This is a genomic window from Caldicellulosiruptor changbaiensis (assembly GCF_003999255.1).
Lineage (GTDB): Bacteria > Bacillota > Thermoanaerobacteria > Caldicellulosiruptorales > Caldicellulosiruptoraceae > Caldicellulosiruptor > Caldicellulosiruptor changbaiensis.
In genome coordinates this window covers 1,147,748-1,170,307 of record NZ_CP034791.1, presented here as the reverse complement: position 1 = coordinate 1,170,307, position 22,560 = coordinate 1,147,748, and the positions used below count along the sequence as shown (strand labels likewise).

The window sequence follows — 22,560 nt, the reverse complement described above, 5'->3', positions numbered from 1 at the left end:
GTTACAAGGTTCAAAGCACTTGCCAGCGTGGTTAACTTTGATATGCCTTGTTACATTATAAAGTCAGAAACTTTCAAAGATGTATCCGAAATGCACATAGCTTTTGAAGGCAGCCGTGAAAGGTTTATCGCAGAATTTGAAAAGATCCTGAACAATGCTGAAGAAATAAAAATAGACACCAAAGAGAAAATCCCTTTGGTGTGGATTTCAAATATAATACTCCACAGGGGTATTATATCACACCAGAAGGGATTTTGAAAGACATTGTCTCTAAAAAAGGTAACGTAGAGACAATTGAGATAATAAAGACACCAATAATTATTTGCAAAATGTTAAGAGACGTTGACTCTAGGTATGAAAAAGTAGAACTTTGCTTTCTCAATAATCATTCTAAGAGCACTGTGGTTGTCGATGATGACGAAGCCCAGACCCAAAATTGTTACAAAATAATTCAAAACAACTATGGATGGGCAGGCAGAGAGTGGATTAGAGCTATCCAGAAAGACAAAGAGTTATTACCGTACATTAATCAATGTCACAAACGCTCTTTAATGGAATCATTGAAAAGCATCCCAAAATTCTACAAAGCCATGCGCAAGCCCTTGCTCTGGTAGGTGCAGTTGATATAGCTTCTTCAAAATTAATCTTTGTGAAAGAGAACCAGAGCCTATAACAGAAATTGTTATATTAGCTATAGCTGAACAACTTCAAGGGGTAGAGGAAGTAGACATTGGGCAGCGTGCTTATGACTACCTTATCGACATGATAAACTCTCATCCACAAAATTTCGAGGATGGAGCAAAAGAACGATGGGGATTCTTGAATGATGGCTTTGTGGAATTCTTCCCAAGTGTATTAGAAAAGCTTTTGCGAGAAATAAACTTTAATCCGAAAAAAGTATACAGCAGTTGGGAAGAAAAAGGACTTATAAAAGTAACCTATGAAAAAGATTTTAAAAGATATTCATGTTTAAAATGGTTGAATGGAAAACCTGTCAGAGTTGTAAGGCTGAAATTATTACAAGAAACAGAAATTAAAACAACAATATAGTATACCCTATTAGGGTAATAAGAATTCTAACCAGTAAAGATTTTAGTATTTTCAAGTATTACAATAACTTACTGGTTAGATCGGTTAGGAACTGGTTAGGGACTCAAAAATAGATATTCCAATAGGTTATATACCCTACCTAACCAGTCTAACCAGTAAAAATAATTAGTCATATAAAAAATAAAATTAGGAGGTTAATAAACAGTAATTACCATTGGAATAAAATTACATCCAAATTATAAAAAAAAGTATATATGTATTTTAAAATTACTGGTTAGGCGAACGCAAAAATGTGCACATAGCAATTTGCAAGCTTTTTAAGATTTAAAATCCTAACCAGTGCTACTGATTAGGTCTTTACAAGCCACTTTAAAAATCAAATTTGGATGTGTTTATTTTACAATATTCCCAAAATAGCTGGGAACAAAAATAAAAAGACTTTTTAAAAATTGGATGTAAAAATATAACAAATCATTTCAAAGGAGTGGTATCAATGTTTGCAAGCTTAAAGCAGAGATACTACCGATTTGGAGACGAAAAAGCTCTTGAACAAATGAAAAGCCTTATAGAAAGTGACCCAGATTTAAAAGCTCAATATATTGAGCTGTGCAGAAAAGTTGAAGATGAAATAAAGGAATATAAGAAATACGCAAGTAAGCAACAGCTCAAAGAGGTTAAAGCAGCACTTATATTTTTGGATGAATCAAAGCTGAAAAAAGCTATCAAGACCTTGAAAGAGAATATCTCTATAGAGTTTTACAGCCTATCAGACAACCTTCAAAAGCAAGAACGAGAACAGAAAACCGATAAAAAAGTTTTGCAATGTGTATTTTCTAAGCAAAAAGCAGAAGACAGTAAAAAGTGCTTTGTTATAAAAAGCAAAAATCCACTTGATATTAGCAAAGCAAAAGACGCTTTTATAGATTTCAGATGTGAGATGGACGGTTGCAATGAACTTGCTTATTTTGACGCTATAGGAGCTTTTGTATGCCTTAATTGTTTTCCTCAAACCGATGTTGCTATTGAGGTTAAAAGCTATATTTAGCCTGTTACAAATGAATACATCTATGAACTCTACCCCATATATAGATACAGGACAGAGAAAAATTCTGAAGGAAGTACCACCGAAACAATGGCAGCTATTTAATAATTTAAATAAAACTCAAATTCTTATTGAAAGGAGATGTTTTTAATGTTCAAGAAAGTTGTGATTGACCTTGAGGAACTTGGAGAGATTTTTAGACTATATGAATGACAAAGTTTTTGAGGGTTACAAAAGAGAAACAACGAGAGCAGTAAAAGAATTTATTGAAGACATCAGAAAACACAATATGCTTACAGTGAACAAGAATAACTTAAAACAAAATTAAACGAAGGGAGTTGAATGAAAATGCCAAAAGTAACAGTGAATCTACCAAAACCTGTTTATGACAAGCTTTGTAAGCTTGCAGATGGCAGCAGAAATCTTGATGAGATTATAACCCATGCAAGTGCAATTTTAATCGACACAATAAGAAGAGCCACAAAAAGAGAGTTGCAAACAGCTCACTGGTTTACAATTGTCTCTTCAATTGATTTGGATTACAGAAAACTTTTGATTTCATTTTTAGACCAAGGCACAGAACTGTTCACGTCAATTTTTGAGCAGCACTTTAAAGTTGGTGATATGCGAGAATGTGCACAAACTTTAAGAGTGCTTATACTACTTGAATACCTAAAGGTGAGCTTGGACAATGAAGGAATTGAGTATTTAGTAGAACTCAGGTATCCACATTTGGATGAGGAAATCAAGTTTTGGCAAAGCAAAGGATTTGTAATACCAGAGAAGCTTCTTTTCAAACCTAAAACAGAAAGTGAGGTAGTTTGTCAATGATAGCGCTTGAAAAAATTCAGACAGCAAATGATGTGTTTGAAAAGCTATTTTCTCAGTTTACAGTTGAACTGGTAAGCTGCAGGTCAAATGAAATCTTGAAAGACCAAAAGTACATGAAAACTACAGGAAAAATTGATATTCTGGAAGCTAAATTAAAAGAGTTATTGAGCGATGAGGCATTGAAAATTTACACAGAGATTGAAGAACTCCAGAGTTACCTGTGTGCAATCTATGAGCTGCACGGATACAGACAAAGGGCTAAAAGATGGTGCAAAACTTATGACAAAGCTTTTGAGCAGAATGAAATGACAGGTTAATGAGCCGATACGCTTTTTAGCCTTTCGGCTCTAAAATGTAAAAAAGGAAGGAGGTTAAAACCATGAAATTTAATCCTGTTTTGTATCTCAAAGCTGCCAAAAGATTGACTTCAAGTTTTGTATTTGGTCATCAGTTAGGTTTGTTAGATGAAGAAGACGCAAGAGAACTAATGCCGCAGTTAGCTTTTTACCTTGTGAAGTATACAACCACAAAAACAGAACCTGAACTTGTTACACGAGAAGAGGTAAAAGACAGCTTATTTCTCCATTGGCTGGTGCTTCAAATTTTTGCTAATATGACACCAAAACAGTTTGTGAATACTTTCCCTATCAAAAAGTTTTATGAAGGTCATAAATATGGCATTAAAGATTACTAACACAACAAAAGCAATGCTCAGCAAAGTTGATATGAACAGTCTTATTGGTGACAAGGTTATTGATTTTTATGGAATTATGTCAACGACGAAATAGAAGAATTTCTTGTAAGATACATGGTCACAATCAGCAACTTAAGAAGATATGAAGGCAAAACAACATTAGCCGAGGAGATTGCAAAAGAGCTTGGAATTAAAACTTATAGGTTATACCAAGACAGCAAGGGCAAAAAGTTTTTATTTGATGAAGAAACAGGCAAGACAACAAGAGTGAGAGAAGTACCAAAGCATTTGAAAATCATCAAAGGCAGGCGGTAGGGGGAGTCAAAAATTTTAAGCTTGCTACTTTGAACCGGCGGCGGGCAGCTCTTTGCAAACAAGATTCGTTTTATTTTGTAAAAGGGGGTTTACAAGATGTTATTGTTTAGGTGTGAAAATGGTATGGTAGCAAATTTAGAGAAGGTCTTGTTTTTTAAAACCACAAGCGGGACTGTGGGGTATGATGGGTCAAGAGCTATAAAAGCTGTAATTGTTTTAGCTATATTTGGGCCAGATAATAAAAATTCCTTTAATAATGGTGATTATGGGATTGCATTAGCGACGTTTAAAAGCAAAAAAAGAAGCACAAGATTTTATTGACACGTTGGCAAAAATAATAGCAACAGAGAATAACAAGGTTTTGACTGTTGATGATGTGAAAAAAGCAATGGATATAAAAGCTAAAATTTTGTAATAAAGCACCTTGTGAAAGGTGCTTTTTTATTTTTGTTACAAACTGATAGCACTTGTAAGGCCACAACAAGTAGTAACCAGCACTTTAGCATTTCTTAGCATACAACTGAAGTGGCATTCTACTATCAATCTTATGACAAAATTCGACAATACAGCTTTGCAGATGATATAATTGAATCAGAACACAGGTTTGAGGTGATTTCAAAATGCCTTGTTATGACTGGGAAAGCTTAAAACGTGAGTTTGTGCTTGGCAGCTACAGAACCTTGAGAGAGTTTGCAGAGGATAAAAACATAAGCTATGGGCTTTTGCGGAATAAAGCGATGATAAGACCATCAAAACAAAAGATGGTAAAATAAACGTTTATGCACTTGAAAAACTTGCAAACGTGGCTGAGAAGGTGCAAAAAGAACAGAGGCTTGCTCTTGGACTTGATGAGAAGAAGGATGACAATAACGAAGGACTACTCCAGAGGATGAGAGAGATTGTTCAAGCAATTAATGAAGTGAGTGAAGACACTGTCTTGAACTGAGCTGCAAAGGAGTGGTTACAACAAATGCAGCAAACTGCTTTAACGCAAAATGCAGATGTCCAGAGGCAGTTTTTAATTGCCGACAATTTAAAGCTTGTGTATCATGTAGCAAACAAGTTTATGCCTTGTCCAAAAGGCTATTGCTCTGAAGTTGATGACCTTGTCAGTGAAGGCTACTTTGGTCTTGTTGTTACAGCAAAGAACTATGACCCTGCCAAAGGCAGTTTTTCTACCTATGCTTGCAAGGTGATTGAAAGCAAAATAAGGAAAAGCTTGCCAAAGTACAGGCTCACTTTGGTGTCACTGGATAGTCCACTAACCAAGGATGAGGAAGAGGAAATAACAGTTGGCGATGTGATTGACAGTGGCTTTTCTGTGGAAAACGAGGTAATAAGGCGGGATATTGTAGCAAGGTTGTAAAAGTATTTAGCAGAGCTAACCGACGATGAGAGAGAACAAGTTTTAAGGTACATCCACACAGGCAAAATAGCAGATGACAAGCTGTTTAAATCGGCAAGGAAGAAGCTATTGCGGGCGATGAAACAAGACCAATTAGAGGCAGACCTTGACGACTTGACAGTGTTTATATCCTGCCCAGCGGTGCATGTGGTAGCAGGCAGTGGTTACTTCTCATCCCCAGTAGAAAACACAGTGTTGACGAGAGAGGAGAAGGGAAAGCAGCTTGAGGTTTTGTCTTCAATACCACAATTGGACAAGCTGAGGGTTTTAAAGCAGCAAGGTGAACAGGACAGAATGAAGCTTCTTGCTGCCAAGTGGGAAGTGGAAGAGTTTATTGAACGACATATTGACAAGCTGTCAATAAATCACGTGAGAATGCTACAGGACTATTTTGTTTGGTGTTATTTCCATCTTTCAATGGTACAAAAGTATGGCAGCAAGTACAGAGAACAAATAAAAAGAGCGGTCAAAAAATTAACTTTGTAAGCTGAAAATATCTTCTATACATTCTTTCGCTCTTTAATTCCAAGTTTTTCTTTCAAAGCTTGCTGCAAGACCTGCGAAAAATTAATATGTGCTTCTTCAGCTGCCTTGCTTAACCATCTTGGCAGTGTCACCGTTTTATTTACGCTTTTGTTAGCCATCTCTTCCCTAACAGGTGGCATATATGCAATGATTGGAACTACAAAAGCACCTTTTGAAGCATCTAATTTTTCTGGTGGAGTAGGTTCAGGAATTTTTTCTCCATCTTCTTCTAAACCATAGATGTGCAGCTCCAAAGCTTCTTTTGCCATGTATAAAGCTTCTTCAAGATTTTTACCTTCTGTTATACAACCGGGTAAGTCTGGAAATGTAACAACATAACCTTCCTTTTCTGCTGGTTCAAATATAGCTGGGAAAATATACTTATCTTTCATTGTTCCTTCCCCCTTTCTCAATTTATTTTAATCCTGCCTGTTTGAGAATGCTATTGAGTGTTTTTATGTCAAGGTCTTCATTATGAAATGGAATTGTAACTAATCCTTTTTTAACAGGATGTCTAAATTGCTTATGTGAACCTCTCTGCCTTACCTCATACCAGCCATCTTCTTTTAGTATTTTTATCAATTCTTTTGGCTTCAATACATCTCCACCTCATAAAATTATTTTAACACGTGTTGTTGACACGTGTCAATAATATTTGACAAGCACAATCTTTATATATATATCCCCTCACCTTGACCAAGGAGCAAGCATTCTTAAGACCGGCGGGCCCAGGTCCAAAAACCTGCACCTTACACGCATACGAGGGGGGTTAAAAGGCTTTTGTGCGTTAAAAAATGTTAAGCTTTTCGGAACTTTGCGGAAAAATGCGCAGTTGTCAAGCCAAAACTTTTGCAAGGTTACAAAGAACAAATCCTGCCAGCATCCCATTCCTACCAGCGTCTATAGGTACATCAAAATGGCAGGGTGGTACTTTAAAATCCACTTGCATTTTAACGTGTGTTGTAGAGGCTTTAAAAAAGCTTTGAGAAGGTTGTCAAGCGTGACAAAGACAAATTGCCTTTCTTTTTAAGCTTGTTAAGTTTGTTGCCTAAGTTGTTAAGCTTGTCAGAGCTTACAAATCCTAATGGAACAGCTGCATAAGATTAACAGCACACAGACGACGAAATTCGTCGGTTGTTATCATCTAAGTGGCCGTAGACCATATTGATGAAAATTTGAACTTGAGAAAACTTGAGTTTTTAAAAACAAACTGATAAATGCTAACAATTTAAAAGAATCGGTAATAGGAGTTGAATTCCGATTGAGAAGAAAGAATTCCGAGATTTCCGAGTCCCTAAAAAAAGGACCAAGCATATAACTAATTACTGATTTTGGAGACTATAAAAAAGGGGCATTTCTGATAAAGTAAGGTGTAATATTATTTTTGTTTGTTTTCTTTTTTCGTTTGAGATATAATAAATTAAAACATGCTTTAAAAATTCTTTACCCAATAGGTTAATAAAAATTGACTTTCAGGAGGACATATAGTATAATGGAAGTAAGGTATAAAACCAAAAAGCTGAAAAAGATATGTGAAAATTTTAAGCTGGCACAAAAAGAGTTTGGGCAAGACATAGCTAAAAAGCTTTTTCAAAGATTAAATGAGTTAAAGGCTGCCAAATCCCTATATGACATATCCCGTTTGCCAGCTACAGGTTTTCATAAGTTAGAAGGTTCCCGAAAAGGACAATATGCTGTGTACTTAGTTCATCCATTTAGGTTAATTTTTATACCAGTTACAACTTCCGAAAATCAGATACATAATGAAATAGATTTATCGAAAATAGTAATAATTCAAATTGAAGAGGTGATAGATTATCATGGGAAGGAAAAAAGATAGAAAAGAAGAAGAATTGATTGCTATTCCACCTGGTGAGACTATAAAAGAAAATCTTGAGTACTTAGGTATGACACAGGCTGAGTTTGCTCAAAGGATGGGACTTTCAGAAAAAACGGTAAGTGAAATAATTAACGGTATTGCTCCAATTACTTATGAAACAGCTCTTAAGTTAGAAAATGTAATAGGTGCTTCTGCTGAATTTTGGATGAACTTAGAAGCTAATTATCAACTTGCTAAAGCAAGAATAGCTGAAAAACAAAAATTAAAGGATGAAGAAAAAATATTAAACCAAATCCCATACAATGAAATGTCAAAATACAAATGGGTACCACAGACAAAGAACAAAGAAGAAAAAATAAAGAATCTTAGAAATTTCTTTGGAGTATCATCTTTAAATTTTATTCCTCAAACTTTGGAAGTTTGTTTTCGAAAAGCTAATAACGAAAAAACTTCATGTTATGCTTTAGCAGCATGGATTAGGAAAGCCGAAATAGAAGCTCACAAGATAGAAACAAAACCTTTTAATAAAGAAAAAATTTATCAAATCATACCTGTTATTAGAGAACTCACAAAACATTCTTGGGATGAAATTTACCCAAAGCTGATAAATCTTTGTTCAGAATGTGGAATTGCTTTAGTAACACTTCCACATTTAAAAGGCACTTATGTAAACGGTGCTACAAAGTGGCTAAAAAAAGATAAGGTGTTGTTAGCTTTAAGTTATAGATACAAGTTTGCTGACGTTTATTGGTTTTCATTTTTTCACGAATTAGGACATATATTAAAACATGGTAGAAAAGAGGTTTTTATTGAAGGTGATGATGGAATTTCAAAATGCGAACTGGAAGAAGAAGCAGATAATTTTGCTGCAAATATATTGATACCATATAAAGATTATAAAAAGTTTATTACTGAAAATAAGTCTTTCACAAAAGACAAAATAATTTCTTTTGCCAACTCTCTCAACATTCATCCATGCATTGTAGTAGGAAGATTAATGCATGATAAAAAGATTAACCATTGGGATTTTACTGAATTGAGACCAAAAGTTACTTGGCAGAAGTAGGAGTGAAAATATTTTTATACAAGTTGGTATCTAAAATAGAATACATTGAGGAATTAGAAAAGAATGAGAAAAAAATATATATATTCCCTGCTATTTTTATTTTTGATGAGGACGGCATAACAATTGAATTTCCCGACCTGCCCGGCTGTATTTCATGTGCTGATACTTTGGATGAAGCAGTAAAAAATGCAAAAGAAGTATTAGGGCTGTATCTTTGGAGCATGGAAAAAGACAATGAACAAATACCAGAGCCAACGCCTGTAAACAACTTAAAACTTGAACAAAATCAAATACCAATGTTGATTGAAGTATGGATGCCTCTTGTACGACATGAGATGGACAACAAGGCAGTAAAAAAGACTTTGACAATTCCCCAGTGGTTGAATATGTTAGCTGAAAAACATAACATAAACTTTTCGCAAGTACTCCAAGAGGCACTAAAAGACAAATTAGGAATAAAAGACTACAAACACAATTAAAATTTTTCTACAGCTACTACAGCTACACTACAGCTACCGAAATAAAAAAATGTGTTTTTTATTGAGTTGGAATAAATTTTCAAAGTCTTGTAATTAAGATGTATCAAGCTGTTTGTAGTTTGTTAAAGTTTGTAAAAAGGTATCTCAGCGATTTCGTAATTGACTGGTCGGGGGTTCGTATCCCCCATGGAGCTCCATGGTCTATCAAGATAAATAAAAAACTGTCAGGTTTAACCAGAAAAACCTGACAGTTATTTTTTTAAGGAATTTAAAGCCACTAAAATGCAGGCATTGTAAATGGGAATTAGACTGAGTTCTTTGCACATATCAATAAGCTTAATACTTTCTGCGCCTGGCTGAAACCAGATATATTTAACTCCTAAGGCTGCTGCTTCTTTTACGTATTTCTCGCCTTTGTCTGGTGAGACAATCATACTCACACACTCAATATTGTTAGATACTTCTTCCAGACTTTTATAAACCTTGTGACCTTCAATCTCGTTATAAAATGGGTTTACGGCAAACACATTGTAACCTCTTTCCATCAATCTTTTGAACACCAAGTAGCCATATTTTTCCTTCCTTGGGGTTGCACCAACAACCGCCCAATTTTTAAGTTTTAGTGCATTCTCAATTACCTGTTCCATTTTTCAAATCCTCATTTCCTACTCATAATAAAGTTATAAACTATATCTAAACGTGTATCATCAAATTCAAAGGTATCCTTGCCAATTGAAATCAGTAGTTTATTCCCCACAACATTCATTCTTAAATCTTCGCCATATTTGTCTTTGTACATCCTTTTCAAGCTTATCATAAACTGTTTTACATTTTCTTTTCTGTATTCAAACAAAAATTCATCCACCGCATCTACAATGTCATATTCTTTTACCACAACAGGATCGCGTAAAACCCCTTCACCCTTAATTTCAATAGAATTAGACCTTCTATCAACTATAATCTTAAACTCGTTCGCCTTTGTTTCGAACATAAGTTCCTTAAAACTTTCAGAAACATTGTAAGTAATCACAGAGAAAAATCTATCCGAAGGATATATTATCCGGGAAATATCTACACAAGCTTCAATAATATTATCAATCAAATATCCGTCCATTTTTTCTACTAAAGCTGCATCCTTGAATTTTGTTGCAAATTCATTATAATCTTTATAGGGAATAACAGTGTATTTATCTTTTTCAAGCTCTTTTAAATCATCTACGAAAAAGTAAGCAAAACCTGCATTTCCATTTTCGATGTCATATTCCTCAAAGGAGTAGCCCATTACAACAACGTACCTTTTCATGGCTCTCCCCTCCAATCTAAAAAACATTTCTTATATATTATATACCACTCAAACGCTCATTTGTATTAAAAATTTTTTAAAAAATATTTTCAATCTTGAGTAAAGCCATATCTTTTACGTGATTTATATAAAATTTCAAAGTACCAAGCTCACACAAAAGTAAATCTTTATTACCTTGTTCAAGTAGCTCTTTTACCCTTGCTATCTGCTCATCTATATTATCTATTTCCTGATGCTCTATCAACATCGCCCACTTTTTCTTATACCCTTCCCATTCTTTAATAGTATCACAAAAGCTTGATTTTGCAAGTGTATAGTTGTTAATTTTTATATAATCGTATGCTTTTGTTAAATTATCTTCAATGTGGTGTGTAGCACCTATTATTATATTAGTAGAGATAATAGTTAAAGTAATAATCAAAACTATAAAGCCAACTACAATATACCACACCTTCATTTAGTTTATCCCTCCTTTTTTTGAACAAACCAATTGCCTTCTGGATCGATACAAGCAAAAAATACCTCCTCTGGAGTATCAATACCTCTTTTTTTAAGTTCTACTAAAACCTCTTGTTCACTGAGGTTTGCATATTTTAAGACATCCTTTTTAACCTTGCCGTCCACAACTACACTTATAGGAAGGCCTTCGTATTTTGTCTGAATACCCAAATCTGCAGGCGTTACAGGCCTTTTTTGTGACTTTGGAATCACTGATATGTCTCCATCTGTCTCTAATATAGCGTATTCAATATCATGAATATTGAAATATCCTTTAATTCTCAGCTGCTCCATCAAATCGTTTAAGCTATATCGTGTTTTTCTAAGAGCATCTTCCAATACTCTTCCTTTAGCAATCAATATTGTAGGACTCCCGCACACTAATTTTTTCATCATGTCAGATTTCAATGTACCAAAGGTAATCAGGGTTTGTAAAAATAGTAATGTCAGAATAGGAACAATTCCGTTGAGAAGTGGAACACCTGTATTTTGCATGGGCACAGCAGCAAGTTCAGAAATCATTATTGTAATTACAAGTTCAAATGGTTGAAGCTCGCCCATTTGCCTTTTTCCCATTAGTCTCATAACTAATACAACTAATACATATAAGATAAGTGTTCTTGTAAAGACTGTGATAATCAAAAAAAAGCCTCTCCTTTGGAGTTTTTCCTATTTACTATTTTTCCAAAGAATGAAGCATTTATTCTTATTTTCTTCCAGACAATCTTTTAAACCTCACATACTGAGAAAGTTTCTTGAGTTTACAGTTACCTGTTGCCACCATGTATTTTTTATACATTTTCTTTTTGTACTTTTCGCTCTTTATCCCACTTTTCATTGTCGCTAAACATTTATAAAGGTAGAACATCTTCTTCGCTGTATCAGCACTATGATAAAAAGTATGTGTACCTCTTACAGAAAATTCTCCTGTCTTTACTAATTCCATGATTCCATTAAAAAGAATATATCCAATATCGTACCTTTTATATTCTAATGTCAAAAGAAAAATATAAACAAACACCATTCTTGTAAAAGAAATTTTGTAACGTTTTGGTTTCTCAATTATCTTAAGAATGTATTCTTTTGCTTCTTTTTTTGGAAATTCATGCGTACTTTTTAGCAAATAAATTACAAAGGTATCAAATTCTTCCTTAACCTGAGAGTAGAAAATATGATCCTTTTCAAAAAAAGCAAATAAAATGATATAAAATTCTAAGATCGAAAGTAGCTCACTACTTTTTGCTGAATTTTCATGAAAGATTATATATGAAAGCCTATCTAAAATCCCAATCAAATCAGACTTTGACTTATCACTTATGTTTATTTGTTTTTTTAAAAGAGTTTCAAAAATCCTTTCCAAATGATTTACTATATACAAAACCTGCTCATATTTTAACCTTTGAATATTGTGAAAGATAAAACTGTAATAACCTGTAATCAGCTTTTCAAAAATATAAATCGTTGTGTCCTGAACCTTATCAACAAAACTATCTAAAAAATCAACTGCTTCTTTAAATTTCTCTGCCCTTTCCGATGAGATAGCACTTTCCATATTTTTGAACAATATTTCCACTATCTCCTCTAAATAACCGTCATTTTTCTTCTCTCCTTCAATGAAAAGTTGAAAAGCCTTCGGACTATTAAGTATAGAAAGTAGTAGTTCTAAATCTAAAAACAGATTTGCTTTTCGAAAAAATTCCTTTATGAGTAAAAGCTGTTCATTAACTCTTTCTTTTTCACCTGCTTTTAAAAAGCTATCTAAGTCTTTTAGCATTTTTCTAAAAAGCTTCTTCGGTTGAGTTATTGTGTAAAAGATATAAAAATAGAGAGTTATTACCAAAATATTAGCAAATGAAATCACTATATCAAAGTTAATTCCCTTGACAATCCATTGAGAAGAATAATCAACTACATTTACTGAGGCAAGCATAAAGGCAGTATGAAGTACAGATACACTTGAAAAGACTGCCAAAACATCATTCCAGCAAAGACTTAAGATATAATTTGAGACCTTACGAGAATACCTCATACTCAAAAATCTGACCAGTAAAGAAATTGTAATTGCCGAAGAGAAAAAGATAAATATTTGATATAACAAAAGCCAGCTCAAAAGCCTATTTGCACTAAGCCTATCATGTGAAAAAATATTTGGCGCAGAATAATAAAGAGCTATTACAATTAAAATAGAGGAAAGCATTCGCCTTCCTCTTAAAAGCTTTGTCTTTACCATTATTCTATCATCCTCGCAAATCAAATATACGCTTTGTTTTCTTTTCACTTCGTGGAAGTTCACCAATTCTACATAATATTATCTCAGCAGACACTCCTATTTTATTCTTAAATTCATTAGAAATTAAGTCCTTCATTGAACTTGTATAAAATTCATCTTCAACTTCAACTTTCAGGGTCAATTTATCTCGAAAACCTATTCTTTCAATAACAACTTGATACTCGCTGCCAACACCCTTTATATCTTTTAAAAACGTATCTATCTGAGCAGGAAAAATATTAACGCCTTTTACTTTAACCATATCGTCAGTTCTGCCAACTATTCTATCAATTCTCGGATATGTAGACCCACATTGGCACATTCCTGGAAGTTTTCTTGTAATATCTCTTGTCCTGTATCTAATAAGAGGTGCACCTTCTTTTTGCAGGGTTGTTATGACAAGCTCGCCAAACTCACCATCTGGAACCTCTTGTCCTGTTTGCGGGTCGATTACCTCAAAATAAAGATAGTCATCAAAATAGTGAAGTCCATCATGGTACTTACAATCAATTGCAATACCAGGACCATAAATCTCTGTGAGACCATATATATCAAATGTCTCTATTCCTAAATACTCCTCAATTATCTTTCTCTGTTTTTCTCCCCATCTTTCAGACCCAAATATTCCAACTCTTAGGTGAATTTTGTCTTTAAGTCCTTTTTTTATTACTTCTTCTGCAAGCAAAAGACCATATGACGAGGTTGCAACAAGTACTGTGGATTTCAAATCCATCATCATTTGAAGCTGTTTTTCTGTATTACCTGGACCCATTGGAATTACCATTGCACCTAAGTACTCAGCACCAAGCTGAAATCCTATTCCGGCTGTCCAAAGCCCATAAGCTGGTGTTATCTGCACCCTGTCAAGCTCAGTCACACCAGCAAATTGATAACATCTTTTCATCATCTCTTTCCAGTCATCTACATCCTTTTGTGTGTATGGAATTATCACTGGAACTCCTGTTGTACCTGAGGAAGAGTGAATTCTTACTATTTTCCTCTCATCAGTTGACGCAAGTCCGAGAGGATAAGCTTGTCGGAGTTCCTCTTTGGTTGTAAATGGAAGCTTTTTTATATCTGCCAAGCTTTTGATATCATCTACATCAATCCCTAACTCCTGGTATTTTCTTCTATAAAAAGGGCTATTCTCATAGGCATTTTTAATTTGCTGCAAAAAAAGCTCCTCTTTGACCTCTCTCATCTCAACTCTTTCCACTGCTTTTTTCTCCTCTCTTCTCTTCTTTCAAGTTATTTTTATTTTAATATTTTTCATAAATCTTTTCAACCAAAAATTTATTTATGCCAAACATCTTTTGCGGTAGCAGCTCACTCAAGGCTCTCAAAATCTCCTCTTTTGAAAAAGGCAATAAAGAACTTTTGCAAATCAAAGAGAGCATCGCAATGTTTTCTGCTTTCGGCACACCAAGCTCTATTGCTATGTTGTGTGCATCAAAATGATATACATGCTTAAAATTTTGCTTAAAAAACTCTACAATCTCTTCTTTCTTTATCTTTGTCTCTTTTGGTTTTATATACCTGTTATTCAAGATTATCTTTGAATGAACATTTAGTTTGTGCACATTTCTCAGCGCCTCACACATCTCAAGCCCTATTAGCATGTCACTTAAACCATCTGGGATGATAGGACCAACGTCACTACCTATCCTTACAAAACTTACAACAGACCCTCCCCTTTGGCTCATACCTATGTTCTCTGCTGTTTTGACACTATAGCCCCTGTTCATGTAAAGCTGACAAATTACCCTTGAGAGAAAAATATTTCCTTGACCACCTACTCCAGCTATAAGAATATTACTCATTTTCTCCCACCTTCTCAATTGCCATCCTTGGGCAAAAATTTGCACAAAGCCCACATCCACTGCAAAGAGTTTTGTCTATGAAGACATTTTTCTCTTCATCCTCACTAATTGCCGGACAGCCCGTAGTATTTAGACAAGCTTTGCAATTTATACATTTTTCATTTATTCTATAATAACCATTATAACGCTTCAAATTTGCACATTTTCGTCTGAATACAATAACAGAAAGCTTATCTTTTTCTATAAATTCTCTCACCTTTTGAACACACAAATTAAAATCTTCATAAGGGTCAATTATCAAAACCTCTTTGATACCGATTCCCTTTACAACCTCAGCTATTTCAACTCTTTGACCCTCTTGCCCCGTCGCTTTTTGCCCAACACCAGGATGAGGTTGAAACCCCGTCATTCCAGTTGTTAAATTGTCCAGGACACAAACTGTTATGTTGTGCCTATTATAATATGCGTTTACAAGGCCTGTAATCCCACTGTGAAAGAATGTAGAATCTCCAATAAAAGCAACCACTTTCTTTTTTTCATCAGCAAGTTTTAATCCCTGTGCCATTGTAATACTTGCACCCATACAAAGGCAGGTGTCTGTTGTTGAGATTGGCTTTGCGTATCCAAGTGTATAGCAGCCTATATCTCCTGTATATATCACATCTTTACCTTTGCATGCATTTTTCACTATCAAAAATGAACTTCTATGAGGGCACCCCGAACAAAGCTGAGACTGTCTTCTTGGTATCTCAGGAGCATTTACAAAGCTTTTTTGTACTAAGAGTCCTTCCTTTTTTGTAACGTCGTATATTATTTGTTTTACTTTGTCAACATCAAGTTCTCCAGCAAATGGAACATAGCCATTTCGTTTACCATATGTTAGAATATGCATTCCATTTTCAAAAAGCACAAGTTTTGTCTCTTCTTCAATCACAGGGTCAAGTTCTTCTATAAATATTAACATTCTTTTCCCCGCGGCAAAATCTAAGATTGTTCTGTCATCTATAGGATGTGCTACAGTTACTTTCAGGATAGAAAATAAATCTTCAAATTCTCTTATTGCTTCTTTTACATAAAAATATGAGATTCCTGATGTAACAATCCCTATTTGTCCATGTCCTTCAATAATATTTAACCTTCCCAGTTCTGATCTCATTTTGGTGAGTTTTTCCTCAAGTTCAATGTGTTTTTTATAAGAAAGCCCTGGTAATATCACCCACTGAGGTCTTTTTTCAAAGCTTGAGATCTTTCTCTTTTCTCTTTTGAATTCAAATTCCAATGTCTCGTTTGAATGGCAAACGCGAGTAGTCATTCTAAAGATAACAGGTAGTTTATACTTTTCTGATATCTCAAATGCCGCTCTCACAAGAGAAAATGCTTCTTTCGGAGATGATGGGTCAAGAACTGGCAGATTGCAAAATCGAGCAAAATTTCTTGTGTCCTGCTCTGTTTGCGAAGAATGTGGTCCCGGGTCGTCTGCTACAAACACAATCATACCGCCTTCTATGCCGATAATTGATAGTGAAAGAAGTGGGTCTGCTGCAACATTAAGCCCGACCTGTTTCATTGTCGCAACACTTCTTGCACCAGAAAGACTCGCACCTGCTGCAACCTCAAGTGCAACTTTTTCGTTAACAGACCATTCAACATAAAAGTCATCATCTGAGAACTTTTTGAGGGTTTCTATAACCTCTGTTGAAGGTGTTCCAGGATAACCAGTAGCAACATTTACACCGTTTATGAAGAGAGAATAAGCAACAGCTTCATTGCCCATTAACACCTTTTTCATTTTCTTTTCATCACCTTTTCAAAAGCATAGTCTTGTTTTTTATTATACAGCAATCTTGATAATCTGAAAAATGACTTTTTTGAATATTATTTAAGAGTAAAAATATATAGATTTGCAAAAAATACTAAGTAGAATATAAAAGAAGGTGAAAAGATGAGAGAAGACTTACATCTTAATAAACGCCGATTTTTACATTTAAAAAACCTTGTCGAAAATTATACAAGAACTCAGCGCCATCTTGAAGAGTATAGCCAGCTTCTACCATATGAAAAAATTCAGCAGGTAGTTCAAAAACAGAGGAGAAGAGAAGAGCAGATAAACAATATTCAAAAAGCAATTTTAAAAGAACACGATAAAGAAGCTGAAGTGAGAAATCTTGTAAAAAATTATCTATACACAGAAGGATATTTGCAACATTACAAAGAAAAACTTCCCAAACACATCCTAAACAATATCTTAAAGCGTCAACACTACAGAAAAACCCAGCTTGAAAATTTAATTAAAAAAGCTGACGACGAGCAATAAAGATTTTTTAAAGAATAACAAATAAGAGAATTATAAAAACTAATTATAGAAAATTTAAAAAGGAGTTGAAAGTAAAATGAAGGCAACAGGAATTGTAAGACGCATTGACGATTTAGGTCGAGTTGTAATTCCAAAAGAAATAAGAAGAACTCTTAAAATTCGAGAAGGTGACCCACTTGAGATATATACAGACAATGAAGGTGAGGTCATCTTAAAAAAGTATTCACCAATTGGTGAGATGGGAGCTTTTGCAAAAGAATACGCAGACACCTTGCATCAAGTAAGTGGGCATATTGTAATCATAACTGATAGAGACAAAGTTATTGCTGTGTCAGGCGCCTCAAAAAAGGATTATATGGATAAAGCCTTGAGCCAAGAACTTGAAAGGGTTATGGAAGAAAATACTATTGTGTTTGTAAAATCTGAAAATGACATGAGCAGCATCCCAATCGTTGAAGGAGACACAACAAGGTATACTGCTCAAATTGTCAGCCCAATTCTCTCTGAAGGCACTGTAATTGGAAGTGTTATTATGTGTTCAACCGAATCAAATGTGAAGATGGGAGACTCAGAGTACAAGCTTGTTCAAGCTGCAACATCATTCTTTGGCAAACAACTTGAACAATAGTTGTTTTGAACAAACTTTTGGGTTTTGACTGTAGGTTTTAATGCCTACAGTTTTTTTTAATGCAATAATAGAGTATAATAGACAATGTGACCTTTGCATCAGGTTTTGCAGCTATAGAACATTAAAGTACCAAATAATAAATTGGTTGGGGGTCATTAAATGTTTGGCTTAAACTCTGATTTGACATCAGACAGGTCTTTGCAAAGAAGCCTTAACTTTGTCATTCTTGGAATAACTTTTGGAATCGTATTCTTTAATGTTACAACAGGCTCACCAGTTGCTGGTTTTGCCAAAGCTATTGGTTTTGGAGATTTAATGTATGGAATCATGTTAGCATTACCCGTATTAGGTGGAGTTGCTCAAGTTTTTGCATCGTTTGTCTTAGAAAAATCAAAAAAGAGAAAATCTATATTTTTGATAAGTGGTTTTTTACATAGGCTGCCATGGGCGTTCATAGCAATTTTACCATTATTTTTGGGTAAAGGCTCTTATACATTGTTATTTTTACTGATTGGATTTATGACAATTTCTTCAATTTCAAACTCATTTACTAATGTCTCATTTTGGTCGTGGATGGGTGATTTAATACCAGAGCATATAAGAGGACGATTTTTCTCAAGAAGAGCTACTATCTCAACAATTGTTGGAATGCTAAGTGGCTTGGCTATTGGCAAATTCTTAGACTCACATAACAATTTGCCAGGTTTTTCTATAATATTTGTCTTTGCTGCAATAATGGGGATGTTGGATATTAGCTGTTTCTTTTTTGTAAAAGACTTGCCAATGAAAAATGAGGAAACTCAATTAGATTTGAAAAAAATGTTTTTTTCCACACTCAATAATCATTACTTCAGAAGATTTATGATGTTCTTCGTAATATGGAATTTTGGACTTAACATTGCAGGTCCCTACTTCAACATGTACATGATAAAAGATTTGAAAATGAGTTATTTTGACATAATATTGCTAACCCAAATTGTCAGCAACGTTGTCACCATAATAACACTACCGTATATTGGAAGAATAGTCGATAAAATTGGGAATAGACCAATGCTTCTTATAGCAACAGGCTTTATATCCTTGCTTCCTATAATATGGTGTTTTACTACTGTAAACAATTACAAATTTTTGGTCACAATTATTAGTATATTTGCAGGTCTTTTATGGCCAATAATTGATATGGGGAATAACAATCTCATTTTGAAGTTGTCTGACCAAAGCCAAACATCTATGTATGTAGCTGTAATTAATTTGTTCAATGCTATATTTGGAAGTGCTATTCCTATTATACTGGGAGGATATCTTATTGAAGATATAGCACCAGTTGTAGTAGCTTTTTTGAAAAACTATATAAGAATAAATGTTGCCACATACCACGTAGCTTTTTTTACATCGGGTTTGATTAGGTTTTTAGCTGTAATTTATCTGAAAAAGAATGTAAAAGAACCTGGTGCAAAGAGTCTGAAAAATGTGATAATCAATAAGATAAAAGTAAACTAAAAACACAAATAAAAATGCCCAGTTTACTTTTCCAAGACTGGGCATTCTCGATTTTAGGTATATAAAAGTGCGACCAGGTCTGTAAGCCGAGTTCTGTCGAGAACGGCTATTTCTCTTTTGGTCTGATGTTGCCATCAGACTCATAAGCGACCAACCCGGGAACGCAGCGGGCCACTGCATTGTTCCCCTATTTGGTCTTGCTCCGGGTGGGGTTTGCACAGCCAGTTAGTCGCCTAACTGCTGGTGAGCTCTTACCTCACCTTTTCACCCTTACCACCCACCAAAAATGTGGATGGCGGTTCTTTTCTGTTGCACTTTCCTTGGAGTCGCCTCCACCGGGTGTTACCCGGCACCCTGCCCTGCGGAGCTCGGACTTTCCTCACAAGGTGAAAAACTTTCACCTTGCGCAGCCGTTCGACCTGCTCGCATACATTATTATAATTATTTTGCGTTTTATGTCAACCGTTATTTTTCTCTATTTATCAAATAATTTGTAAGCTCAATAAGAAAACTCATCCTGTCGTACTTTTCTATTATCTCAATAGCCTTCTTTGAAAAGCTCTCTACATACTCCTGAGCTTTTTCAATTCCATAGTAAGTGACAAACGTATTTTTCTTCTCTTTTATATCTTTTCCTATACTCTTGCCTACTTTTTTGCTATCACCTATCAAATCCAAGATATCATCTCTAATCTGAAAAGCAAGCCCTAAATTTTTTCCATACTGCTCAAAATCCGATATCACCTCTTCTTTTGCCCCTGCAACATATGCTCCACAAACACAAGAAGCTTGAATGAGCTTAGATGTCTTCTTAAGATGCATCTCATAAAGCAAATTCTCATCTGTTATTTCTTTTCCTGAATTTACTACATCTATTACCTGTCCACCTATCATCCCTTCTGTTCCAGACGCTTTAAAAAGATATTCTGCGGCTTTTACAAAATTCTCTTTAGCTTTATTTCTGAGTATCCAATCAAGGCATACTTCTGCTGCTTTGTTCAAAAGTGCATCTCCAGCCAGTATAGCTATTGCCTCGCCAAACACCACATGATTTGTAGGTTTACCACGGCGTAAAACATCATTATCCATTGCAGGAAGGTCATCATGAATCAAAGAATATGTGTGAATCAGCTCTATTGCACAAGCAATATCCAGTACCTTCTCATCAGCTTCTTCGGCGCTCAAAAGTTCATAAGAAAGCAAACATAAAATGGGTCTTAGGCGTTTTCCACCTGCAAAAACACTATATCTCATCGCTTCATATATAACATCAGGAGAATTTTTTCCAAGCAAGCTGTCAAGGTGCTTGTCTATCTTTTCTTGAGCGTATTTCAAGTATTCTTTTAACCTCTCACTACTCATTCTTTTTGCCCTAAGCCTCCATATATATCATTCGTTATATCATTTTCCACATATTCGCCATTTAATTTTTCAATCAAAACAACCCTCTTTTCAACCGAACGCAAAATGTCATTGCATAGCTTTGAAAGTTTTATCCCTTCCTCATAAAGCCTTATTGCCTCATCTAAATCGAGATTTTCTTCTTCCAAACTCTTTACAATCTCTTCTAAACGCTTCATTGCATCTTCAAATTTAATTTCATTTCTTACCTCTTCACACACCTATTCATCCGCCCCTTCTTCTGTCCAAAACACCTTGGATTTGATAATCCCATCTGTGATGCGTGTAACTATCTCATCACCAATACTTACCACTTTTACAGTCGTAAGTACTTTTGAGTTATGTATCGTGACCGAGTACCCTCTTTTTAGAATATTAAGTGGATTTAAAGCAATCAATTTTTCCACCTTGATTTTAAACTCAAACTCTTTTTTCTGCCAAAAGTTCTTAAAAGCCATGTTTAGTCTTTTAAGGAGCATTTCATAGTCATTCTTTGCTCTTGTAAATCTTACATAAGGACCTGAAACTGACAATCTCTTTTCCAAAATCTTCAGGTTACTTGATATATGATGTAGTTTTTTATTAAGCAGAAACGTAAGTTTGCTTGAAAGTAAATCCACATCTTGTGCAAGCTTGGTAAGTTTGTTTGATGGCGAGTTTTGATATAGTCGATAGAGCTTAAGTTTTAAATCTTCTCTGCTTGACTCTATCTTCTTAGAAATCAAATTTTTCATTTTTCGGCGATATTCATCCAGTTTTTCTAAAGCCTTGTTTTGAAAACTAACAACAATCTCACCCGCATTTGTTGGAGTAATGGCACGAAGGTCAGCAACAAAATCTGTCAACACATAGTCTCTTTCATGTCCAACAGCTGAGATTACAGGAATTTTTGATTCAAATATCTTTCTTACCACCATCTCATCATTAAAAGCCATCAAATCCTCAAACGCGCCGCCACCACGTCCTACAATTATAACCTCCACAGGCAAAATGTTATTAAAATACTCTATTCCCTCACATATCTCATAAGGAGCGTTTTGTCCTTGAACAGAACAGTTGAATATATAAACCTCTATATTTTCAAATTTTGAATAGATTGTATTGAGAATATCTCTCACAGCTGCACCATTTTTGGAAGTAACAATACCAATCTTTTTGGGATATTGAGGTATTTCTTTTTTATATTTTTGGTCAAAAAGCCCCTCTTGTTTTAACTTCTCCTCTAAGTGTTTGAGTTTTACAAACAACTCACCAAGACCAATATCAGTTATTTCACTTACCTTTATTTCAATTATTCCTTCTTTTTCATAAAAGATAACACTACCTTTGACTAAAACTTTAGCACCATGTCTTACCTCAATCTTTTTGTCAAACCAAAAATAGACACACTTTACTTTTGCGTCGTACTCTAAATCTTTAAGTTCAAAATACAAATGTTCGCCTGACAAAGTGGGTCTAATAACCTCTCCTTTTAGGTATATGTTCTTTAACAAGATGTCCAATTCAACTTTTTTTCGCAAATAGCTTGTAAGCTCATACACACTCCACTCTTTTTTAGAAACAATATTGTCAAAAAGCAT

Annotated in this window: 34 protein-coding genes and 1 other RNA gene; 21 read left to right on the top strand and 14 right to left on the bottom strand. The window is 34.6% G+C overall.

The window, feature by feature from the left end:
- The first annotated feature begins 90 nt into the window (after nucleotides 1–90).
- From ELD05_RS14380 to ELD05_RS14345, 15 genes are all read left to right on the top strand, one after another.
- The gene (locus tag ELD05_RS14380) at nucleotides 91–258 is read left to right on the top strand and encodes a hypothetical protein (protein ID WP_241243637.1); all 168 of its coding nucleotides are present in this window, start codon (nucleotides 91–93) and stop codon (nucleotides 256–258) included.
- On the top strand, nucleotides 255–614 hold the full coding sequence (locus ELD05_RS14375; protein WP_241243636.1) for a hypothetical protein: 360 nt from the start codon (nucleotides 255–257) through the stop codon (nucleotides 612–614). Before ELD05_RS14380 ends, ELD05_RS14375 begins: the two co-directional genes overlap by 4 nt.
- A gap of 148 nt (nucleotides 615–762) precedes the next feature.
- Nucleotides 763–1,050 carry a hypothetical protein gene (locus ELD05_RS14370; RefSeq protein ID WP_241243635.1) on the top strand — a complete coding sequence of 96 codons (288 nt, stop codon included), beginning with the start codon at nucleotides 763–765 and terminating at the stop codon, nucleotides 1,048–1,050.
- A 493-nt stretch (nucleotides 1,051–1,543) separates the two neighbouring features.
- Nucleotides 1,544–2,095: a hypothetical protein gene (locus ELD05_RS05655; RefSeq protein ID WP_127351666.1), complete on the top strand. Its 552-nt coding sequence runs from the start codon at nucleotides 1,544–1,546 to the stop codon at nucleotides 2,093–2,095.
- A gap of 202 nt (nucleotides 2,096–2,297) precedes the next feature.
- Complete coding sequence (locus ELD05_RS14760; protein WP_277601433.1) at nucleotides 2,298–2,420, top strand: hypothetical protein; 123 nt, start codon at nucleotides 2,298–2,300, stop codon at nucleotides 2,418–2,420.
- Nucleotides 2,421–2,440: 20 nt separating this feature from the next.
- A complete protein-coding gene (locus tag ELD05_RS05650; protein ID WP_127351665.1) occupies nucleotides 2,441–2,923 on the top strand; it encodes a hypothetical protein in 483 nt (160 codons plus the stop codon).
- Nucleotides 2,920–3,240, top strand: a complete 321-nt coding sequence (locus ELD05_RS05645) for a hypothetical protein (protein ID WP_241243634.1) — start codon at nucleotides 2,920–2,922, stop codon at nucleotides 3,238–3,240. Before ELD05_RS05650 ends, ELD05_RS05645 begins: the two co-directional genes overlap by 4 nt.
- A 62-nt stretch (nucleotides 3,241–3,302) precedes the next feature.
- Nucleotides 3,303–3,617 (top strand): hypothetical protein, encoded by a 315-nt coding sequence (locus ELD05_RS14365; protein WP_241243633.1) that lies wholly within the window; start codon nucleotides 3,303–3,305, stop codon nucleotides 3,615–3,617.
- Nucleotides 3,583–3,711, top strand: a complete 129-nt coding sequence (locus ELD05_RS14755; protein WP_277601432.1) for a hypothetical protein — start codon at nucleotides 3,583–3,585, stop codon at nucleotides 3,709–3,711. The genes ELD05_RS14365 and ELD05_RS14755 overlap by 35 nt, the downstream gene beginning before the upstream one ends.
- Nucleotides 3,712–3,731: 20 nt before the next feature.
- A complete protein-coding gene (locus ELD05_RS14360) occupies nucleotides 3,732–3,932 on the top strand; it encodes a hypothetical protein (RefSeq protein ID WP_241243632.1) in 201 nt (66 codons plus the stop codon).
- Nucleotides 3,933–4,028: 96 nt separating this feature from the next.
- Nucleotides 4,029–4,253, top strand: coding sequence for a hypothetical protein (locus ELD05_RS05635; protein ID WP_127351664.1), 225 nt, complete (start codon nucleotides 4,029–4,031; stop codon nucleotides 4,251–4,253).
- 299 nt (nucleotides 4,254–4,552) lie between these two features.
- On the top strand, nucleotides 4,553–4,705 hold the full coding sequence (locus ELD05_RS14355) for a hypothetical protein (RefSeq protein ID WP_241243631.1): 153 nt from the start codon (nucleotides 4,553–4,555) through the stop codon (nucleotides 4,703–4,705).
- A gap of 41 nt (nucleotides 4,706–4,746) precedes the next feature.
- Nucleotides 4,747–4,878 carry a hypothetical protein gene (locus ELD05_RS14750; RefSeq protein WP_277601431.1) on the top strand — a complete coding sequence of 44 codons (132 nt, stop codon included), beginning with the start codon at nucleotides 4,747–4,749 and terminating at the stop codon, nucleotides 4,876–4,878.
- A 24-nt stretch (nucleotides 4,879–4,902) separates the two neighbouring features.
- Nucleotides 4,903–5,298: a sigma-70 family RNA polymerase sigma factor gene (locus tag ELD05_RS14350; protein WP_241243630.1), complete on the top strand. Its 396-nt coding sequence runs from the start codon at nucleotides 4,903–4,905 to the stop codon at nucleotides 5,296–5,298.
- Between the two features lie 117 nt (nucleotides 5,299–5,415).
- Complete coding sequence (locus ELD05_RS14345; RefSeq protein WP_241243629.1) at nucleotides 5,416–5,823, top strand: hypothetical protein; 408 nt, start codon at nucleotides 5,416–5,418, stop codon at nucleotides 5,821–5,823.
- Nucleotides 5,824–5,837: 14 nt separating this feature from the next.
- On the opposite strand, the gene ELD05_RS05620 is transcribed toward ELD05_RS14345, so the two are convergent.
- Complete coding sequence (locus ELD05_RS05620) at nucleotides 5,838–6,254, bottom strand: type II toxin-antitoxin system HicB family antitoxin (protein ID WP_127351663.1); 417 nt, start codon at nucleotides 6,252–6,254, stop codon at nucleotides 5,838–5,840.
- Nucleotides 6,255–6,276: 22 nt separating this feature from the next.
- Nucleotides 6,277–6,459, bottom strand: a complete 183-nt coding sequence (locus ELD05_RS05615) for a type II toxin-antitoxin system HicA family toxin (protein ID WP_127351662.1) — start codon at nucleotides 6,457–6,459, stop codon at nucleotides 6,277–6,279.
- Nucleotides 6,460–7,354: 895 nt separating this feature from the next.
- Between ELD05_RS05615 and ELD05_RS05610 the strand changes: the two genes are divergently transcribed.
- The 3 genes from ELD05_RS05610 to ELD05_RS05600 are packed head-to-tail and all read left to right on the top strand — an operon-like array spanning nucleotide 7,355 to nucleotide 9,247.
- Nucleotides 7,355–7,702, top strand: a complete 348-nt coding sequence (locus tag ELD05_RS05610; protein WP_127351661.1) for a type II toxin-antitoxin system RelE/ParE family toxin — start codon at nucleotides 7,355–7,357, stop codon at nucleotides 7,700–7,702.
- Nucleotides 7,683–8,768 carry a HigA family addiction module antitoxin gene (locus tag ELD05_RS05605; RefSeq protein WP_127351660.1) on the top strand — a complete coding sequence of 362 codons (1,086 nt, stop codon included), beginning with the start codon at nucleotides 7,683–7,685 and terminating at the stop codon, nucleotides 8,766–8,768. Before ELD05_RS05610 ends, ELD05_RS05605 begins: the two co-directional genes overlap by 20 nt.
- 23 nt (nucleotides 8,769–8,791) lie before the next feature.
- Nucleotides 8,792–9,247 carry a type II toxin-antitoxin system HicB family antitoxin gene (locus tag ELD05_RS05600; RefSeq protein WP_241243628.1) on the top strand — a complete coding sequence of 152 codons (456 nt, stop codon included), beginning with the start codon at nucleotides 8,792–8,794 and terminating at the stop codon, nucleotides 9,245–9,247.
- A gap of 251 nt (nucleotides 9,248–9,498) precedes the next feature.
- Here ELD05_RS05600 and ELD05_RS05595 read toward each other — a convergent pair whose 3' ends face one another.
- The 8 genes from ELD05_RS05595 to iorA all read right to left on the bottom strand — a co-directional run bounded on the left by ELD05_RS05595 (nucleotide 9,499) and on the right by iorA (nucleotide 16,926).
- Nucleotides 9,499–9,894: a CoA-binding protein gene (locus ELD05_RS05595; protein ID WP_127351659.1), complete on the bottom strand. Its 396-nt coding sequence runs from the start codon at nucleotides 9,892–9,894 to the stop codon at nucleotides 9,499–9,501.
- A gap of 11 nt (nucleotides 9,895–9,905) precedes the next feature.
- Nucleotides 9,906–10,550, bottom strand: coding sequence for a hypothetical protein (locus ELD05_RS05590; protein ID WP_011917624.1), 645 nt, complete (start codon nucleotides 10,548–10,550; stop codon nucleotides 9,906–9,908).
- 76 nt (nucleotides 10,551–10,626) lie between these two features.
- On the bottom strand, nucleotides 10,627–11,007 hold the full coding sequence (locus ELD05_RS05585) for a DUF4363 family protein (RefSeq protein WP_127351658.1): 381 nt from the start codon (nucleotides 11,005–11,007) through the stop codon (nucleotides 10,627–10,629).
- 5 nt (nucleotides 11,008–11,012) lie between these two features.
- Nucleotides 11,013–11,690 (bottom strand): DUF421 domain-containing protein, encoded by a 678-nt coding sequence (locus ELD05_RS05580; protein WP_127351657.1) that lies wholly within the window; start codon nucleotides 11,688–11,690, stop codon nucleotides 11,013–11,015.
- 64 nt (nucleotides 11,691–11,754) lie between these two features.
- The gene (locus ELD05_RS05575; RefSeq protein ID WP_127351656.1) at nucleotides 11,755–13,278 is read right to left on the bottom strand and encodes a hypothetical protein; all 1,524 of its coding nucleotides are present in this window, start codon (nucleotides 13,276–13,278) and stop codon (nucleotides 11,755–11,757) included.
- A gap of 7 nt (nucleotides 13,279–13,285) precedes the next feature.
- Nucleotides 13,286–14,533: a phenylacetate--CoA ligase family protein gene (locus tag ELD05_RS05570; protein ID WP_127351655.1), complete on the bottom strand. Its 1,248-nt coding sequence runs from the start codon at nucleotides 14,531–14,533 to the stop codon at nucleotides 13,286–13,288.
- A 43-nt stretch (nucleotides 14,534–14,576) separates the two neighbouring features.
- The gene (locus tag ELD05_RS05565; protein ID WP_127351654.1) at nucleotides 14,577–15,137 is read right to left on the bottom strand and encodes an indolepyruvate oxidoreductase subunit beta; all 561 of its coding nucleotides are present in this window, start codon (nucleotides 15,135–15,137) and stop codon (nucleotides 14,577–14,579) included.
- Complete coding sequence (gene iorA, locus ELD05_RS05560; RefSeq protein WP_127351653.1) at nucleotides 15,130–16,926, bottom strand: indolepyruvate ferredoxin oxidoreductase subunit alpha; 1,797 nt, start codon at nucleotides 16,924–16,926, stop codon at nucleotides 15,130–15,132. The genes ELD05_RS05565 and iorA overlap by 8 nt, the downstream gene beginning before the upstream one ends.
- A 153-nt stretch (nucleotides 16,927–17,079) precedes the next feature.
- Between iorA and ELD05_RS05555 the strand changes: the two genes are divergently transcribed.
- The 3 genes from ELD05_RS05555 to ELD05_RS05545 all read left to right on the top strand — a co-directional run bounded on the left by ELD05_RS05555 (nucleotide 17,080) and on the right by ELD05_RS05545 (nucleotide 19,579).
- Nucleotides 17,080–17,451 carry a hypothetical protein gene (locus ELD05_RS05555; protein ID WP_127351652.1) on the top strand — a complete coding sequence of 124 codons (372 nt, stop codon included), beginning with the start codon at nucleotides 17,080–17,082 and terminating at the stop codon, nucleotides 17,449–17,451.
- A 76-nt stretch (nucleotides 17,452–17,527) separates the two neighbouring features.
- Nucleotides 17,528–18,079: a stage V sporulation protein T gene (gene spoVT / locus ELD05_RS05550; RefSeq protein ID WP_127351651.1), complete on the top strand. Its 552-nt coding sequence runs from the start codon at nucleotides 17,528–17,530 to the stop codon at nucleotides 18,077–18,079.
- Nucleotides 18,080–18,238: 159 nt separating this feature from the next.
- Nucleotides 18,239–19,579 (top strand): MFS transporter, encoded by a 1,341-nt coding sequence (locus ELD05_RS05545; RefSeq protein WP_127351650.1) that lies wholly within the window; start codon nucleotides 18,239–18,241, stop codon nucleotides 19,577–19,579.
- A gap of 66 nt (nucleotides 19,580–19,645) precedes the next feature.
- On the opposite strand, the gene rnpB is transcribed toward ELD05_RS05545, so the two are convergent.
- From rnpB to xseA, 4 genes are all read right to left on the bottom strand, one after another.
- An RNA gene (gene rnpB / locus ELD05_RS05540) (RNase P RNA component class A) lies at nucleotides 19,646–20,005 on the bottom strand.
- 39 nt (nucleotides 20,006–20,044) lie between these two features.
- Complete coding sequence (locus tag ELD05_RS05535; protein ID WP_127351649.1) at nucleotides 20,045–20,941, bottom strand: polyprenyl synthetase family protein; 897 nt, start codon at nucleotides 20,939–20,941, stop codon at nucleotides 20,045–20,047.
- A complete protein-coding gene (gene xseB, locus ELD05_RS05530; protein WP_127351648.1) occupies nucleotides 20,938–21,201 on the bottom strand; it encodes an exodeoxyribonuclease VII small subunit in 264 nt (87 codons plus the stop codon). The genes ELD05_RS05535 and xseB overlap by 4 nt, the downstream gene beginning before the upstream one ends.
- Nucleotides 21,202–22,560: an exodeoxyribonuclease VII large subunit gene (xseA, locus tag ELD05_RS05525; protein WP_127351647.1), complete on the bottom strand. Its 1,359-nt coding sequence runs from the start codon at nucleotides 22,558–22,560 to the stop codon at nucleotides 21,202–21,204.